Raw genomic sequence first — 16,286 nt, forward strand, 5'->3', positions numbered from 1 at the left:
ACAAACACATGAATTAATAAAGCCCCTGAATCGACACCAATATCCATTATGCTAGCTCTTAAATAGTTGTCCCATATAACAATTTACGTTTATTTTTTGGAGTTTTCCAACGTTAAAAGATTTGTTTAATAAGGGTGCAATATTTTTTATTTAATTTCTTTTGATGTAAAGTACCTCAATCGGTTTTAAAAATAAAGAAAAGACTTTGAAAATTATAATAATAGCCCAACGTTTGCCTTACCCACCCAACAAAGGTGAAAAACTTCGTAGCTACTATCAAATAGAATATTTGGTGAACCAAGGTCATAGTGTGACTGTGGTTGCCCCTACCGAAAGTACTAGTGATCTGCAAGATGGACAAAAATTGCAGCAGAAACTGAATGTTAAGGTTGAGCTGGTGGATATTGGCAACCGAAAACTCAAACTGCTCACTGGTTTGCTAGCTAATCAGTGTTTAAGTGTTGCAAATTTTTATGGCAAAGCTTTGCAGGTACAAGTGGACAGTTTGTTAGCAACAGTGCAATTCGATTGCATATTATGTACAGCATCAAGTGTCGCTGAATATGTCTTCAAAAGTCCTATGGTGGACAAGAATCGTGACAAGCTTATGCTACTGATGGACTTTATGGATTTAGATTCAGACAAGTGGCGTCAATACGCGGTTAAATCTAAATTTCCTATGAGCTGGGTATATCAGCGTGAAGCAAGGCTATTGTCCAAATACGAGAATCGTATCCATGAATATTTTGACCAGTGTTTTTTTGTTTCAAATCAAGAGGTTACCTTGTTTGGCAAACAGTTAAATAGTCAAAATACCAGCATTGCGATTGGCAATGGCATTGATTTCTCAGAGTTTAAACCTGTGCTGTTGGCAGATAAACCTCAAGGCTGTAATTTGTTATTTACCGGAGTGATGGACTATGCACCGAATGTAGATGCTGTTGTCTGGTTTGTTGAGCAGGTATGGCCAAAAATTATTGCAGAGTGCTCTAATGCAAAATTTATCATTGCGGGTATGCGCCCGACAGCTAAGGTTAAAGAGCTCACTAAATTCCAAGGCATTGAAGTCACTGGTTTTGTTGATGATATTATGCCGTATTACAACCAAGCGCATGTTTTTGTTGCACCTTTTCGTATTGCTAGAGGTGTGCAAAATAAAGTTTTACAAGCTTTTGCTTGCGGTTTGCCGACGGTTGCAACCTCTATGGGGGCAGAAGGGATAAACTGTCAAGATGGCCAACATTTATTAGTCGCGGATGAAGCAGATGATTTTGCGAATGCAGTTCTTCGGTTGATAAATGAGGGAACACTCGCGCAAGGCTTAGGCACTAACGCGGTAGATTTGATGCAAGCTGAGTACGCGTGGGAGAGTAAACTATCAGCGTTAAACATTGTGCTGAGTAAGGAATCTATCGCATGAAATCACTGATAAAAAACTGTGTCGACCTAATATTCATACTAATCAATGCACCATTATTAATTTTATATTTTGTAATCTGCTTGGTGTTTGGCAAGAATAATGGTGTATTTAGTGCCTTTGCGCAGTTTTATAGCATGTTGCCCGGTCAACTAGGCAATTATGCGCGGGCGAATTTTTATCGTTTTGTGATGCAAAATTGCCATCCTAGAGTTGTAGTATCGTTTGCGACTTTATTTTCTCAGCAAAAAACCAGTATAGGTTCGGGTGTATACATAGGCCCGCAGTGTAATATAGGTGCTTGTATTATCGAAAAAGATTGTTTGTTAGGTAGTGGCGTGCATGTACTAAGCGGCAAAGGTCAGCACAATTTTGATGATTTAGACACGCCCATTCGTGAACAAGGTGGCACTTTTTCACAAGTAACAATTGGTGAGGATAGTTGGATTGGCAATGGTTCAATCATCACTGCAAATATAGGTAAAAAGTGCATTATCGGCGCAGGCTCTGTGGTGACAAAAGATATTCCAGATTACTCAATAGCAGTCGGTAATCCGGCGAAAGTCATTCGGCAACGACAATGATTATGTTGCGTCGGCTACTGTATTTATTTCCTGTGCTTGTTAGCATAATGGTCGCCAGTACAGAAGTCGCGGCGCAATCTGACTGTTACTTAGTTAATTCAACACAACAGCTCTATCAAGCTCTATCAACCCAAAATACACAGCAAGTGACAGATATATGTTTGGCCGATGGTGTCTATAGATTAAACCGCACTCTAGTTATAGCTCGTCCTCACATTAGCATACGCTCTCAGTCTAATGATCCGACTAAAGTTGTGTTACAAGGCTCTGGGATGAAGCAGACAAAACAAGTGGATAATTTAATTTGGATTGGCGCAAGCCATGTTAAATTGCTTTCGCTAACCTTACGCGCTGCGGGCAATCACCTGATTCAAGTTGCGGGTGAACAAAACGCTGACTATTTCTATATGGCAGATTGTATCCTGCAAGATGCTTATGAGCAGTTATTTAAAGTATCCAAAGATCGCAGTGGTAAAATTACCAGTGATTTCGGCATCATTGAGCATACTATCTTTGAGTATACTCAAGGTATAGGTCCAAATTGGTATATTGGTGGTATTGATGTTCATACCGCGCAAAACTGGCTAATAAAAGACAATGCTTTTTTTAACATTGCTAGCCCTAGAAAACATATTGCTGAGCATGCAATCCACTTTTGGAGTAATTCAATTGGCACACGAGTCATTGGCAATTTAATTGTCGATTCAGATCGTGGCATAGGGTTTGGTATGGCTAAAAGCAAACATTATGGTGGAGAAATTCGCAATAATTTTATTTACCATGGTCATTACGCAAGGACTCAAAGACCCTTTGCTGATGTTGGTATTGTGCTCGAGAGTTCAACGAATACAAAAGTTATAGAGAATTTTGTTTACCTCAACTCTGGTTATGCAAATGCAATTGAATATAGATACAGGAGCTTAGATAAAAATTTAATCAGCAATAATGTAACGAATAAAAGAATTAAACAAAGAGATTTTGGTTCGGCTCAATTAATTGATAATAAGCAGTTAGATGATGAAGATTATTTCCAACAACAGCTTTGGCAATTTGTTCAACAACATCCACTAAAAGCTAGGCTTGCGCCTAGGTTGCATTAGGTGGTAAGAGGGGCTGCAATCCCAATAACATCATATTGATGTGTCGTAAACTGCTTAAAAAATGGCGTGTTACGGTCAATTACTTGGTTCGATTGACTTGGAACAAACCAAGTAAATTCACGATGTTTTTCGGCTTCTATGAAAATATCTTCTGCAGTGATGTTTTCGCGTTTAAGTACATCCGGGTGTATTTCAACCATAATGACTACATTTTCACATTGTTTTAATAGGCTTTTAGCTCCAGCTAAGGCTGCAACTTCTTGTCCTTCAACATCAATTTTAATCACAATGTTTTTGTACTCGTATAGAGCATAAGCTGCATACAAATGATCAATTGTCACAACTTGAGTTGAGCCTGGGACATTTTTGTCAATATAGCCTTCGTGATCTGAACCTAAGCCGGTATTAAAGTTTAAGTTAACCAAACCATTAAAATCGGAAATTGCGAAATTTAGCGGCAGAAAACCAATAGATTCGGCATTTTTTTGTAAAATCTTAAATGAATTAGGGTTAGGCTCTAGTGCAATTATTTTATCCAGTGGGCATTGGCTATCGAGTTGTGCACTTACGGTTCCAATATCTGCGCCTAAATCTAACAAACAGCTTGAACCTTTAAATTGCTGGATGACACCGGCCAAAGGCTTGATATCTTCGGGATAATAATTTGCAGGTCCATATTCTAGCCAAAAACACCATTGATCCCAAGGCACATAGAAATCCTTGCCTTTGATTTTGTGTTGGATAAGTCTTCTGCCAAAACCAAGTTTTAAACCTAGGCGGTAAATTGCATATTTACCTCTGACTTCATTGAGTTGTAACCACTGAAGCAGTTTATTGGTAAACATGTTGCAGCTGCTTTACGAAACTCATTGCTGACTGTATTAGCGCTTGTTGAGCTTGTTTTTTATCTTTTAATTCAGTGTATTCTGCTGAGACCAACAACCTATGACTTTGTTTGTCGGCGCCAAGAAATTTATCTAATGTTTGTAGCAATTTACTTTTGACTGCTGAGTTGCCTGTATATTGATTAGTTACATAGATATCAAGCAATAATCGATTGTTACCATGTGGGCTAGTTATTTCACTCAGGCGAGCCGTGTATGCGTTGCCATTGTTAAGAGGTATAGTTCGTGAGGTTTTTAAACTCCAACTTGTCGGGTCGTAACGTCTATGTACACCTGATACCAGTTCTCCATCGCTATTTGCCGCGTAATAGGCAATAAATATTTCTACAGAGTGGCCAAATCTGTTTGTTTGGGTAAATTGGATTTTATCTGCATCAGCTATTTTAGGGCTGACGGCAAATTCTTTAGGGTCGTTTGCAGTCACCAGGTTTAGCTGTTTTACCTCAATAGGTTTAGGGGAGTCAATTAAACTCAACCATAACCATTGTGTAATTAGCAATCCACAGACAAATGCGAAGTGGTAGTTGGTTTTTTGGGAGTTAATCGATAGTTTTGCTTCAGTTTTTTTGAAAGTAGCTTGTTTTTGCTTATTTGTTGTTGGCGATAGATCCCGCATCCAGTTACCGAGGATAATCAGCATAAACAATACTAAACAATAGAAAAACCAACCATAAATGAGGTGGTCAGCACCTGCTGCATATTGCATGTCGGTTAAATGTGCAATATAGATAATGCCAAATACCCGAACTCCGTTAGCGAGAATGGGGACAATAAAGGATACTAGTACAAAAGCTAACTGTCTTTTAAGGCTATAAAAGCTCACATAAGCAAATAAACACCCAAATACAATAGATACAATAAAAAAGCTAATACCTGAGCAGGCTTCGGCAACTAAGAAGCGCCCTTGAGGAATTTCGATGTACAAACCGTTTATATAGGTGGGGATATCTATCAGTTTGAGAAGAAATATTGCGATACTTGCCGCTACTTGCTGTAGAGTTGGGATGAGCTCCTCACCCACTGGAATAGCAAACAACATAAATGCCAGCGGAAATAGGATCACTTTACTTGCTTTCAAACCCATTATAGAAACAACTATCAGTGGTAATGCAGCGAAGGTGGCCATATGCATCAAGAGAGCTATATCACCCGCATAGCCATAGATGTAAACTAAAATGCATGGTATTAGCAAAGTTAACCAGACAAATTGTGGTTGAATCGTTTGTAGTTGCAATTCAGTGCGTTTTTGCCAGATCAAATATAGGCTGATTGGCAGTACAAACAGGCAGTGGTTAAAAATGTCTGAGGTGATCCATACTGTATAGGCGGTTATGAGTCCTTGGTTAAACGCAACGGCCCAAAAAATGGTAGATAACCCTAGAATTATGTCTACCTTGCGATTTATAAGCGTATGTTGCATGCGAAATCCAGTTCTATTTTAAGTATACGTTCTGCATAGTCGACCAATGATAGCGGTCAAGCAATGTTGCTAATCGACCTTCCATTTTATTAATATTCAAATAATGCCTAAATTTCGATTTAAACGGAGCATCAGTCACTCGGGGTTGATCGGGGTCGATTTCCCACGGGTGGAAATAAAATGAGTATGGCTGCTGTTCTTTAGCTAAATATTTGTCAACCAGTTTGTGTGCCAGCATAGTTGGGTACAAACGAAAGTAGCCCCCTCCACCAATTGGAATCTGTTTGCCCGCTAGTTTTAGAGTCGGTACAGGAATTTCAATAATACCTTCTGGCCTAGTATATTTGAATCTAGGCCAGTGGGGAGTTCCATATAGGTCATGTTTTACAGGGTAGGTACTAGAGCTATATTTAAAACCCAATTCTGCCAAGACTTCAAAAGCCCATTCATTTGATTCATCGATAGAAAAGCTTGGGGCCCTATAACCGGTTATCGCTTGACCAATAGTATCTTCCAAATGAAGTTTGGAACGTTCAACGTCTGCTTTAAATTCTTCGCGTGTTTGAGTGGTTGCTCGTTTATGTGCAAAACCATGGCTGGCAACTTCATGACCGCGGTTATGAATATCTTTAAGTAATTGAGGGTAACGCTCACCAACCGCGCCTAAAATAAAAAAAGTACCTTTACAGCCATGGTTATCAAATAAATCTAGCAGCCGGTAGGTGTTGTGCTCAACACGTTGCGGCAATTTATCCCAATCGTCGCGGCTAAATTGTTTTTCAAATGCAGACACATGGTAATAGTCTTCTACATCAACCGTCATAGCATTGATTATAGAAGATTTTTTTCGGGCGTTGTGGTTAGTTGTTTGCACGTTTAACGCCCTTTTCCAAATAAGATGACTTCAACAGTACGAAGTAAAATAAGCAAATCAAATAAGATTGATCTGTGTTTGATGTAATAAAGGTCAAATTTTAGTTTTTCTATGGTGTCTTCGCTTGAAGAACCATATGGGTATTTTAACTGCGCCCAGCCTGTTAAACCTGGTTTGACGTTGTGGCGCTGATTGTAATACGGAATTTGTTTAATAAACTCAGTTACAAATTGTGGGCGCTCAGGTCGTGGCCCAACAAAGCCCATTTCACCTTTAAACACGTTAAATAGCTGCGGTAATTCGTCGATGCGGTATTTACGTAAAAAGCCACCGATTTTTGTTGTGCGGTCATCATTTTTCTGGGCAAACTGCGCACCGCCTTTTTCAGCGTCAGGACGCATGCTACGGAACTTAATGATTTTAAATACCCGGCCGTCTAATCCTACACGTTCTTGTTTATAAAAAACCGAGGCGCCTGTTTTTCTACCGTCTTCGAGATAAATCAATATGGCAGTAATTAACATAAATGGGCATGCGAACACAAAAACGAAAACCGCGATAAAAGCATTAAATAAATAATCTAAAGATTCTCTAAGGTGGTTGGTGGTTCTAAAACCATTTGAGTAGATAACCCAGCTTGGGTAGATTAAATTAACTGCGACTTGACCTGTTTCACGTTCAATAAAGTCCAAAATGTCGGTGATTTCGACTCCACGGATTTTAAAGTTAAATAAAGCTTGTAGAGGTAACGCATCACGTCGCTCGTCACAGGCAATAACAATTTCTTGAATGTCATTTTCTAAGACAAACTTTTCCAGTTCTTCTTGGACTTCTAAATTAATAATGGTTTCGTTTTGTATTCCATTAAATTTGTCGCCAACAAGTGGAACAAATCCAACCAAATTAATACCGCGGCGGTCGGCTTTACGGCGCATGCGCTTTTCAATAATTGAGGCGCGCTCGCCTGCCCCTATAATCAGTACATCTTTGCGAGAGAACCCAAACCATTCGTTTTCCATGATGACAAAACGGAAAATCGACAAGCTGACTATGCCAACAACCGCTGCAGATGGAATAAAGTAGTTGTTTACCTCTAAAGATGGAAACAAATTGAGTAGCACACCGTCGTGTAAAAAGTAGGCTATACCTATGCTGACTAATATTCGACGCACGACCCCGCGGATGGATTCACGCAGACGCAGCTCGTACAAACCAACAGCCAGCAATGACAGTTGAGAGAAAGCAACAAAAATTAATACATTTGATAAATGGACTTGCAATGTAGAAAAGTCGTCAAAAGAGTCTGCGAAAGAAGCTATATATAAACCTAAGTAGCCAGCAATACACAAAATGGTGGTTTCTATTACAATAAGAGGCTTTATTTTTTGATGTGTATGCCCCGCGTAAGTATATGCCATAAGTCTAATTGTGTTCCGTTGATGTTAAGTTGCCTCGCCAGTAACTGCATACACCTGGCTCTTAATCGTAGGCGATTTATTGAGTATATTTTACTTAATTGTCGGCGAGTATACTATGATGGTAAAGTAACAACAATATGAAACGGCTGGATTAAAATTAATCTAAGCTTGATTGATTTAATTTGTCTTTGCTCTATGATGTCGACGTAGTGAATTGACTTAAGTTGGTTGAAAAGCTAAAAGGCCAAAGGAATAAATAACAATGCAGCTTATCAAAATAAACAAACTATCAAAGGTGGCCTCACTGGTTGCCTTATTATGCGTAGGCGGTTGCGCAACGAATCAGTTACCTCAAGCAACTATTCATGCCTCTAAAACAACTGATATTTCTGACTACAAATACCTAATTGGTCCGGGCGATTCGCTGAACATTTTTGTTTGGCGTAATCCTGAAATTTCAGGGACTTTTGTTGTTCGACCAGATGGCAAAATTACCACTTCTTTAGTTGAAGATATTGACGTCTCGGGCAAAACACCGACTGAACTTGCACGTAATGTTGAGCAAATTCTAGCAACTTACATAAAAGACCCTATCGTGACTGTAAGTGTTGGTGGTTTTGTGGGTCCTTACAGTGAGCAGGTTCGAGTAATAGGTCAAGCTGCATCACCACAGGCGATAAACTATCGAGAAAATATGACGCTGCTAGATTTGATGGTGCAAGTCGGCGGCTTAACTCAGTTTGCTGATGGTGATTCCGCAAAGTTAGTTCGAGTGGTGTCAGGACAGCAACAAACCTACAATATTCGAATTGATAGTTTAATTAATGATGGTGACATTAGTGCCAATGTTGATTTATTGCCTGGCGACATAGTGATTATTCCTGAAGCTTGGTTTTAGTTAGGCTCAAGCAAACCATTTAATAACGTAAAAGAACAATTAGATTTTAGATAAGAGTTATGTGCACTAATGGATAATCTTCAACAAACGATTGATGAAATTATTGGCTATCTGAAAGGAATTTGGATAAAAAAGCGTTTTATCATTATCACCACTTGGTTAATTTGTCCTATCGCTTGGTTATATGTCGCTAATATGCAAGATGTATATCAATCTAATGCGAGGGTTTTTGCCGATACCCGTTCAATTCTCCAACCTTTATTGCGAGGTTTGGCACTGCAGACAAATATTGATCAAGAGCTGCAATTGATGACTAAAACTTTGTTGTCTCGCCCCAATTTAGAAAAAATTGCACGTAACACTGATTTGGATATTAACGCTAAAACAGAAGCCCAGTACGAAAGTTTAATCAGCATGCTCAAGCGGGAAATTAACTTTAAAGCTTCCGGAAGAGAAAATATCTATACTATAAACTTTGAGCATTCAGACCCTCAAGTGGCTAAACGTGTGGTTGAAGAAACATTAACGCTATTTGTTGAGTCCACTTTGGGGTCTAATCGGCAAGACTCAGATACCGCAACTAAATTTTTAGATTCTCAAATCGCTGAATATGAAAAACGTCTAGCTGCCGCAGAAACTCGCTTGTCTGATTTTAAACGTCGTCATGCTGACGTGGTTGTGCAATCAACTGGTGGTGTTTATGGTCAGCTGTCACAGTTGAAATCACAGTTGGAAGCAACTAATTTGCAAATTCAGGAAGCGGAATCTCGTTTAGAGCAAGTGCAGTCTGCCTTATCTGCATCAAAGCAAAGTGCAGCGTCGTCCGCTTCATCTAGCAATGTTCTTGAAACCCAATATGATGCCAGAATTGAGAGTTTACAAACTAAACTAGATGATTTGTTAATTCGTTATACTGCTCGACACCCAGATGTCATTGAAGCGCGCTCTATGCTCAAGCGCTTGCAAGAGCAACGCGAACAAGAAATTGCCGAATATCAACAAAGCTTGATAGGTGAAGAGGGGGATGTCGCTAATATCCAAGGTCGAGTCGGTCAAGAAATGGTTATTACCATGCAGACGCTCAAAAATGAATTGGCGTCACTAAATGTACGTAAACAAAATGCTGAAAACAAGATTCAAGCTTTGCAAGATAAAATGGATTTAATTCCGCAAATTGAAGCTGAAATGGCTGGGTTGAATCGAGATTATGGCATTACCAAGAAAAAGTATGATGAGCTGCTGGTACGCCGTGAGTCTGTGTTGATGTCTAAACAGGCTGATTTACAATCAGATGATGTGCAGTTTAGAGTAATTGAACCGCCTAGAGTGCCGTTATCACCCAGTGGTCCACCGAGAGTCATTTACAACATCTTGGTACTGATAGTCGGCTTTGGTGCGGGTATAGGCTTAGCGTTTTTAACCAGCCAAATAAATCCTGTTATTCTTCGTCCCCAGCAACTCACAAAGATTACTGGGTTGCCGGTGTTTGGTACGATATCGCATGTTGACTACCAGCAGTTAAGAAAGGTTGAAAACAAAAAACTAATGGTGTTTTGGGTGTCAAACGCCTTTATCTTAACTGGCTTTGCTGGATTTACATTGTTAGCTATTACCGGTCATCAACTCAATATTGAATTTGTCGGTAAGCTGTTTTCCTTTGTGAGTGAGAAGTTAGGGGGCGTTATATAATGAGCACAATTGAAAAAGCATTGGCCAAACAAAAGGCTAAAGAGAATGCTGAATCTCAGCTCGATGAGACCGTCGCCATAGAAGTCAATCAAGCAACTCCTAGTGCTTCTGAATCAACTTCTGAACCTATTGCTGAATCAGCTGTTGTGGAAAAACAACAGGGCAAAGCTAGAGATGATATGGATGGAAAACAGTTTGGCAAAGAACTGGTTTTGCCGCTTGAGTCGCTAGACAATGATGGTTATGTGTCACTGAGCAGTAAACGTAAGTTAATTAATGAAGAGCTTAGAGCAATTAAACGCAAAGTATTGGCGAATGCATTCGGACCTTTGGCTAATACTCTAGATTCCGCAAACTTGGTTGCCATTACTAGTACAATGCCACAGGAAGGGAAATCTTTTACTTCAATTAATTTAGCGTTAAGCATTGCGCTTGAGCAAGACAAAACTGTGTTGTTAGTGGATGCGGATGTTTTAAAACCTTCGGTTAGCAAAAAGCTCGGAGTGGAAGATAAAATAGAGCAGGGGTTGATGGATTATTTGTTAGGTGATGTGGACGATGTTAGGGATATTATCTATCGCACTAATATAGACAACCTACGATTTATCCCTGCTGGTAAATCTAGCCATTTATCAACAGAATTATTAGCCAGTGAGCGTATGGCTCAACTAGCTCACGAGTTTGTCAGTCGCTACCCAGACCGAGTTGTGGTTATGGATGCACCGCCTTTATTAGGTATTAACGAAACTGTTGTCCTAGCTAATCTCGCTGGTCAGGTGTTAGTGGTTGTAGAAGAAGAGTCAACCAAGATTCAAGGGCTGAAACAGGCAATCGAACAGTTGGACAAAGACAAAGCGGTTGGTTTTGTGGTCAACAAAACTAAGAAAAATACTGGCATTACTGGTTATGGATACGCCTATGCTTATGCAAACCACGAGTAAAAAGTTAGTTCAAAATATTTGTTTACTATTGCCCGCTGCATTGAGTTGCAGTCTTGCATCTGCAGGCGATATAACCCTGCAACCTGCTGTCGCAGCTGATTATTATAATCTATCAGTCGACTTTGTTGATGAAGCGGACCAGCCCGATATTTCTGAGTCTGTATATAAAATTGCACCTAGTTTTTCAGCTGCTTACGACAGTAAAAAGTTGCGAGTTTCGAGTAATTTAGTTGCTGAGAAAACAACTCATAGTGAACAAAAGTCACATAACAGCTCGTTTGTTTCTTATGGGGTGCAAGGACAAGCTTTGTTGATTGAAAACTTGTTAACTTTAGATGGTTCAATAAATAAAAGTTTTCGTTCTGCCAGCTCTCAAATAGGCGGCTTTAATGACAGTATATTTGGCAGTGAAGAGCTTGTAGGTGTCACCAATTCTAGTGTTGGTTTAAACCTTGCTGCTGCCAATAGCAATATGTTGCAGCTTCGGGCAAATGTCCAATTGCAACGCAGTAAAGCGGATGAAAACATAGACTTAGCCGATTTTGGCTCGCAAGGCATTAGCCGATACGATACCAAAAGTGCTTCGGCTGGGTTCGCAGTTAGCAGCCAAGCTAACAGCCGAGTTATTTGGAATTTATCTGGACAGGCTACAGAATCAGATCGCTCACAGACAAGTAATTACCGAAACTCTACCTTTGCGGGCGAACTAACCGTGCCAGTTACCTCCGAGCTCGCGATAACAACCAATGGTTCTGTTAATAAAAACAGTATAGCTGATGATCAGGCTTTGTCTGACGGTTTAACCTATAAACAATACGGCGCGGGTTTACGCTGGAGTTTCGCTAAACAGAGCTATTTAAGTCTTCTTGGTTATCGTTCTCAATCTGGAGAGCAAGAAACGCGCAGTTTTATTGGTGGTGAATTTAACTGGGTGTTATCGTCACGCACGCAAATGTCGTTAACTGCCGACCGAAATCAATTTGGTGAGCAATATGGTTTTAGTTTGACCCAAGCAAGCCGATTTGTGCGTACGCAAATGTCCTACAGCGAAGGGGTAGACATTCAGTCGCGGAATAATTTTATTTCTACCCAAGTTGGCTCATTTATATGTCCGGATGATGTGTTGGATTTATCCCAGTGTTATGTACCCGAAGATTTAAATTATCAACCGGCGTTGGGCGAACAGCAAGTTAATATCTTTGGTCGAGATATTGAACTGGTTGATGTAGTAAGCCGTTTTGAAACTGGCCAGGTGACTATCGCTTATGATAATCAACGTAAGTTAAAGCTTTCCGCTGGCCTTAACTATTCAGAACGAGTTGCACTTGAAGATAGTGCAGTGGGTGGAAGTTTAAATCGAAAGAGCAAAGGGTATAGCTTGTCAGCCGATTATGCGATGTCTTCTAAGACCAGTGTTACGCTCAGCAACTCGCTCAGTCGCAATACCTACTTAAATTCCGACGGAGTTGCAACCGACAGAGTTGAAGACAACAAAATGTGGCAAATTAAACTCACGTCAGCTCGTTCTTCTTCGTTAAACTTAACTGCAAGTCTTAGTCAGCGAGAGAGCAATAGATTAGGCCAAGCGTATACAGATAAACGCTTGCAGCTAGGTGTGAGTTATACTTTTAATTAAAGCCTCTTCAGTTAACCGAAAGAAACATCTAGATTTTAACTATAGTTTCTTTCGGCCAGCTAAACTTGATTAGTTAGCATTCAAACTATTAATAAACTTCTCAGACTCTTTAATTGACCGGTCAATTTCTTTAATGATTGCTTGAACATCTCTTTCAATTCCAGCAAGTTCGCCTTTAAGTGCACCAACTGCTTGAGCATTTAAGTTATGTTTTAAAAATAATACGTTATCTTGTAGTGCAGATAAAAACGGCTGCATTTTACTTTCAGACTGCCGCATGGCTCGCAACAAGGTTTTATAACGCGATTTGGTCTTAGCCAGCTTAGTTGCACTTTGTGAACGCAGCCTTGCGCTTGAGTATTGTTCTAATTCATCTTGCCATTCGTCAAAGAGGTCTTCGGCCACATCTTCCACTTTATCAATGTGGTTTGATACTGCCTCCGCGGCACTTTTGCTCGCTTCGTACTCATCATTTAATTGTTCGTATCGAGCTTGTAGCCCACCACCATCAAATGCAATAACACTTTGGAATTGCTCTAGGGCTGATTTAAACTCTTGTTGAGCTTCTTGTTGTGCGTTTTGCACATCTTCGACACGGTCAACCAATATATCGCGTTTATGGTAGCCTACTTTTTCCATTGCCGAATAATAAGCCGATTGACACGCACTTAATGTTAACGCGAAACATAGCACAATTAGCTTGTTTGAAATTTGCATCTAAGTGGGTCCTGTTTAGTCTTTGTTGTCGACAGCAGACATCAACTCTTTGTGGCGCTTGTCGTTTTTGGAGCTATGGACCATAAATAAAGCGTGAACTATGCCTGGTACATAGAAAAATAGGCACAACACTAAATTGAGCAGTGCCAAAATAGGACGACCAACAAATAACACTGCGATAGGTGGCAGTAGAATGGCTAACAAATACATCATAACAAAAGACCTCTATGGTTTGCAGAACTCAGATAGTTTCTTAACTGTGTTTAAGTTTAGCCGAATGTTATTGCTGTTGAAAATTTATTTCTAACCTTAATGCAATGCCAGGCGTTTGGCTAAACTCACGATAATCTGGATAGTGAATAAATGGTTCAATCTCAAAAAATAACCAGCTACGCAGTGCTTGGAGTCGATAGCGAACGAATATTCCTTTGTTTTCGAGATGATAACCTTGGTTTATATAACCATGGGCAAATATACCGCTGATCAGCGCAGATTGACTATTGAGTTGATGGTATAACAATAAATTGTGGCGCCACTCAGGGTCTTGTTCGTCTTGAATGTACTCCCAGCTATTGTCCTGCCGCCATAAGCTATGATCTGACAGTTGATGATCAAACTTAAAATTAAAACGTGCGCCAATTCCGTTGGACAGGTAGTAATACAGCGCAGGTTCAACTTCAAAATTAAATTTGTTGGTGATAGCAAACTGTCTGCGATAGCGGGTGCGAATATAGATATCCGCACCTTTTGCAAACCCCACTCGGGTTGAAATAAACTTACTTTTGTTTTGCGAGTGAATATAGCGCACGGCGACGCTGACATCTTCATTTTTGCCTTGGCCTTCGGTTTCACTTATCACTCGGTCTGACTCTTTTGCTTCGTTAGAGTCATTATAGTCCGCGACAATTACATCCCATTTATCTTCTAAATTGGGCAAGCGCGCACGGACTCGGAATTGGTTTTCGAAGCGGGCAACATTGCTTTCAATAGGGATATAGCTTAAACGTAGGCGTGCCGAAGCACTGGCTCTATCTTCGTCGAATTGATCTTGGCCAAAAAAACCATCGAACCAGTTGGCTGTATCTGTAATCGTCTCGGTGACGTCTTCTTGTACGGTGTCGTACCACTTTACTGAATGTTCACTAGAGGTCGAATTGGCTAAAGCATTGTGCTGGGTCAAAAAAAGCACCACTATCGAAATGATTCTTTGTGGTAAAGACAGCCGAGTTACATTAAGATAAGCAAAAAAATTAAGTGTCAAGCGACCAACAGACAACATCTAGTGTTTTTCCTCGCTTACAAACAACAAACCCCAGGAGTCTACAATGTTAGGTGGTATTAGTATTTGGCAGTTACTCATAGTATTAATCATAGTCGTTTTATTGTTTGGTACAAAAAAATTGAAGAATCTAGGCAGTGATTTAGGTGCAGCCATTAAAGGATTCAAAGATGAGTACAAAGGTGATGAGCAGAACTCAAAAACAGAAACCGACATCACAGAAAACAAAGAACAAACGAAAATTGAAGAGACACAATCATCTGAGCGTCAATCTTCTAGCACAACCGCGGATAAGCAAAAAGTAGAATAGTATGCTAGATATTGGTTTTTGGGAATTAATACTCATAGGTATTGTTGCTTTGGTTGTACTGGGGCCCGATAAGCTTCCAGGTGCCGTAAGAAGTGTTGCGTCCATTATGCGTAATGTTCGCCAAACCGCCAATAATCTAAAAGCTGAGCTAAACCATGAGCTGCGGGTCAACGAGTTGCATCAGCAACTAAAGGAAGCCGAGCAAAAAGGCATGACAAACTTAAATGAAGGTGAACGCAGCGCGATTGCTGAATTAGAAGCCGCAGCGCGTGAAGTGAACTCAATTCATAAAGACATCACTCAGCCAACATCTGAGCAATCAGCCCAAACCAAACCGAAAAACGAACAGCCATGAGCGAATCTCAACCTCTGATTGCACACTTAGTCGAATTAAGAAATCGTCTGCTGAAAATTGTCCTAGCAGTGCTTATTGTATTTGTTGCTATGGTTGGTTTTGCTAATGATATATATTCGTGGATAGCGCAACCCTTGCTCAATGCACTGCCTGAAAACACCAATATGATAGCAACAGGAGTTGCAACGCCATTTTTAACACCGTTTAAATTAACCATGGTGTTATCAATTTTCGCGGCTATGCCATTTGCGTTGTATCATGTTTGGGCGTTTATTGCCCCTGCTTTATATCAACACGAAAAGCGCTTAATCGCACCTTTGTTATTTAGTTCATCTTTATTGTTTTACGGTGGAATGGCCTTTGCGTATTTTGTAGTCTTTCCTTTGGCGTTTCCATTTTTTGTTGGCTCAGCCCCCGATGGGGTAACCGTTTCGACCGATATAAATAGCTATTTAGATTTTGTTTTAAAATTATTTTTCGCTTTTGGTATCGCATTTGAAATTCCGATAGCAATTATTTTAATGGTGTGGGCTGGGATATCTACGCCTGCAGCGATAGCGGAAAAGCGTCGTTTTGTTGTTGTGGGTGTATTTGTTGTTGGCATGTTATTAACACCTCCAGACGTGATATCACAAACTTTGCTTGCTATTCCCATGTGGTTTTTATTTGAATTTGGTTTGATATGTTCCAAATTGTATTACAAGCCAGATACTGAGCAAAAAGAACAAGAGGAAGGTAACTAA

The 16,286-nt window shown here is 40.0% G+C and carries 17 protein-coding genes; 10 read left to right on the forward strand and 7 right to left on the reverse strand.

Annotated elements, in window-relative coordinates:
* Positions 1-205 precede the first annotated feature (205 nt).
* From DS2_RS04820 to DS2_RS04830, 3 genes are read left to right on the forward strand one after another with little or no spacing between them, the layout of a single operon-like run.
* Complete coding sequence (locus tag DS2_RS04820) at positions 206-1,420, forward strand: TIGR03087 family PEP-CTERM/XrtA system glycosyltransferase (RefSeq protein WP_035013526.1); 1,215 nt, start codon at positions 206-208, stop codon at positions 1,418-1,420.
* Positions 1,417-2,001 (forward strand): acyltransferase, encoded by a 585-nt coding sequence (locus DS2_RS04825; protein WP_035013527.1) that lies wholly within the window; start codon positions 1,417-1,419, stop codon positions 1,999-2,001. The genes DS2_RS04820 and DS2_RS04825 overlap by 4 nt, the downstream gene beginning before the upstream one ends.
* Positions 1,998-3,101, forward strand: coding sequence for a hypothetical protein (locus DS2_RS04830; RefSeq protein WP_051479630.1), 1,104 nt, complete (start codon positions 1,998-2,000; stop codon positions 3,099-3,101). Before DS2_RS04825 ends, DS2_RS04830 begins: the two co-directional genes overlap by 4 nt.
* On the opposite strand, the gene DS2_RS04835 is transcribed toward DS2_RS04830, so the two are convergent.
* Genes DS2_RS04835 through DS2_RS04850 form a run of 4 tightly spaced genes read right to left on the reverse strand, consistent with a single transcriptional unit; the run spans position 3,098 to position 7,718 of the window.
* The gene (locus tag DS2_RS04835; protein WP_051479631.1) at positions 3,098-3,946 is read right to left on the reverse strand and encodes an FkbM family methyltransferase; all 849 of its coding nucleotides are present in this window, start codon (positions 3,944-3,946) and stop codon (positions 3,098-3,100) included. The two genes, DS2_RS04830 and DS2_RS04835, sit on opposite strands and share 4 nt — an antisense overlap.
* Complete coding sequence (locus DS2_RS04840) at positions 3,933-5,426, reverse strand: EpsI domain-containing exosortase (protein ID WP_051479632.1); 1,494 nt, start codon at positions 5,424-5,426, stop codon at positions 3,933-3,935. Before DS2_RS04840 ends, DS2_RS04835 begins: the two co-directional genes overlap by 14 nt.
* Positions 5,427-5,439: 13 nt before the next feature.
* The gene (locus DS2_RS04845; protein WP_035013635.1) at positions 5,440-6,249 is read right to left on the reverse strand and encodes an XrtA system polysaccharide deacetylase; all 810 of its coding nucleotides are present in this window, start codon (positions 6,247-6,249) and stop codon (positions 5,440-5,442) included.
* Between the two features lie 53 nt (positions 6,250-6,302).
* Positions 6,303-7,718, reverse strand: a complete 1,416-nt coding sequence (locus DS2_RS04850) for a TIGR03013 family XrtA/PEP-CTERM system glycosyltransferase (protein WP_035013528.1) — start codon at positions 7,716-7,718, stop codon at positions 6,303-6,305.
* Between the two features lie 262 nt (positions 7,719-7,980).
* On the opposite strand from DS2_RS04850, the gene DS2_RS04855 reads away from it, so the two are divergent.
* The 4 genes from DS2_RS04855 to DS2_RS04870 all read left to right on the forward strand — a co-directional run bounded on the left by DS2_RS04855 (position 7,981) and on the right by DS2_RS04870 (position 12,882).
* A complete protein-coding gene (locus DS2_RS04855) occupies positions 7,981-8,616 on the forward strand; it encodes an XrtA/PEP-CTERM system exopolysaccharide export protein (protein WP_035013529.1) in 636 nt (211 codons plus the stop codon).
* A gap of 69 nt (positions 8,617-8,685) precedes the next feature.
* Positions 8,686-10,305, forward strand: a complete 1,620-nt coding sequence (locus DS2_RS04860; RefSeq protein WP_035013530.1) for an XrtA system polysaccharide chain length determinant — start codon at positions 8,686-8,688, stop codon at positions 10,303-10,305.
* On the forward strand, positions 10,305-11,246 hold the full coding sequence (locus DS2_RS04865; protein WP_035013531.1) for an XrtA-associated tyrosine autokinase: 942 nt from the start codon (positions 10,305-10,307) through the stop codon (positions 11,244-11,246). The genes DS2_RS04860 and DS2_RS04865 overlap by 1 nt, the downstream gene beginning before the upstream one ends.
* Positions 11,224-12,882 (forward strand): hypothetical protein, encoded by a 1,659-nt coding sequence (locus DS2_RS04870; protein ID WP_035013532.1) that lies wholly within the window; start codon positions 11,224-11,226, stop codon positions 12,880-12,882. Before DS2_RS04865 ends, DS2_RS04870 begins: the two co-directional genes overlap by 23 nt.
* Before the next feature lie 69 nt (positions 12,883-12,951).
* Here DS2_RS04870 and DS2_RS04875 read toward each other — a convergent pair whose 3' ends face one another.
* From DS2_RS04875 to DS2_RS04885, 3 genes are all read right to left on the reverse strand, one after another.
* Positions 12,952-13,599 (reverse strand): DUF2959 domain-containing protein, encoded by a 648-nt coding sequence (locus DS2_RS04875; protein WP_035013533.1) that lies wholly within the window; start codon positions 13,597-13,599, stop codon positions 12,952-12,954.
* 15 nt (positions 13,600-13,614) lie between these two features.
* Positions 13,615-13,812 carry a YqaE/Pmp3 family membrane protein gene (locus DS2_RS04880; protein WP_035013534.1) on the reverse strand — a complete coding sequence of 66 codons (198 nt, stop codon included), beginning with the start codon at positions 13,810-13,812 and terminating at the stop codon, positions 13,615-13,617.
* A 67-nt stretch (positions 13,813-13,879) separates the two neighbouring features.
* Positions 13,880-14,779: a hypothetical protein gene (locus tag DS2_RS04885; RefSeq protein ID WP_152537543.1), complete on the reverse strand. Its 900-nt coding sequence runs from the start codon at positions 14,777-14,779 to the stop codon at positions 13,880-13,882.
* Between the two features lie 145 nt (positions 14,780-14,924).
* On the opposite strand from DS2_RS04885, the gene tatA reads away from it, so the two are divergent.
* From tatA to tatC, 3 genes are read left to right on the forward strand one after another with little or no spacing between them, the layout of a single operon-like run.
* A complete protein-coding gene (tatA, locus tag DS2_RS04890) occupies positions 14,925-15,188 on the forward strand; it encodes a Sec-independent protein translocase subunit TatA (protein ID WP_035013536.1) in 264 nt (87 codons plus the stop codon).
* Between the two features lies 1 nt (position 15,189).
* A complete protein-coding gene (gene tatB / locus DS2_RS04895; protein ID WP_035013537.1) occupies positions 15,190-15,543 on the forward strand; it encodes a Sec-independent protein translocase protein TatB in 354 nt (117 codons plus the stop codon).
* Positions 15,540-16,286, forward strand: a complete 747-nt coding sequence (gene tatC / locus DS2_RS04900; protein ID WP_035013538.1) for a twin-arginine translocase subunit TatC — start codon at positions 15,540-15,542, stop codon at positions 16,284-16,286. Before tatB ends, tatC begins: the two co-directional genes overlap by 4 nt.

This window comes from Catenovulum agarivorans DS-2 (genome assembly GCF_000568405.1).
In the GTDB taxonomy this organism is placed as follows: domain Bacteria; phylum Pseudomonadota; class Gammaproteobacteria; order Enterobacterales; family Alteromonadaceae; genus Catenovulum; species Catenovulum agarivorans_A.

Excerpts from the sequence above, each read along its gene's own strand:
- DS2_RS04870 (WP_035013532.1), top strand. The coding sequence starts at position 11,224 with ATGCTTATGCAAACCACGAGTAAAAAGTTAGTTCAAAATATTTGTTTA.
- DS2_RS04855 (WP_035013529.1), top strand. The coding sequence starts at position 7,981 with ATGCAGCTTATCAAAATAAACAAACTATCAAAGGTGGCCTCACTGGTT.
- tatB (WP_035013537.1), top strand. The coding sequence starts at position 15,190 with ATGCTAGATATTGGTTTTTGGGAATTAATACTCATAGGTATTGTTGCT.
- DS2_RS04880 (WP_035013534.1), bottom strand. The coding sequence starts at position 13,812 with ATGATGTATTTGTTAGCCATTCTACTGCCACCTATCGCAGTGTTATTT.
- DS2_RS04840 (WP_051479632.1), bottom strand. The coding sequence starts at position 5,426 with ATGCAACATACGCTTATAAATCGCAAGGTAGACATAATTCTAGGGTTA.
- DS2_RS04850 (WP_035013528.1), bottom strand. The coding sequence starts at position 7,718 with ATGGCATATACTTACGCGGGGCATACACATCAAAAAATAAAGCCTCTT.
- DS2_RS04865 (WP_035013531.1), top strand. The coding sequence starts at position 10,305 with ATGAGCACAATTGAAAAAGCATTGGCCAAACAAAAGGCTAAAGAGAAT.
- tatA (WP_035013536.1), top strand. The coding sequence starts at position 14,925 with ATGTTAGGTGGTATTAGTATTTGGCAGTTACTCATAGTATTAATCATA.
- DS2_RS04825 (WP_035013527.1), top strand. The coding sequence starts at position 1,417 with ATGAAATCACTGATAAAAAACTGTGTCGACCTAATATTCATACTAATC.
- DS2_RS04845 (WP_035013635.1), bottom strand. The coding sequence starts at position 6,249 with ATGACGGTTGATGTAGAAGACTATTACCATGTGTCTGCATTTGAAAAA.
- DS2_RS04830 (WP_051479630.1), top strand. The coding sequence starts at position 1,998 with ATGATTATGTTGCGTCGGCTACTGTATTTATTTCCTGTGCTTGTTAGC.
- DS2_RS04835 (WP_051479631.1), bottom strand. The coding sequence starts at position 3,946 with ATGTTTACCAATAAACTGCTTCAGTGGTTACAACTCAATGAAGTCAGA.
- tatC (WP_035013538.1), top strand. The coding sequence starts at position 15,540 with ATGAGCGAATCTCAACCTCTGATTGCACACTTAGTCGAATTAAGAAAT.
- DS2_RS04875 (WP_035013533.1), bottom strand. The coding sequence starts at position 13,599 with ATGCAAATTTCAAACAAGCTAATTGTGCTATGTTTCGCGTTAACATTA.
- DS2_RS04860 (WP_035013530.1), top strand. The coding sequence starts at position 8,686 with ATGGATAATCTTCAACAAACGATTGATGAAATTATTGGCTATCTGAAA.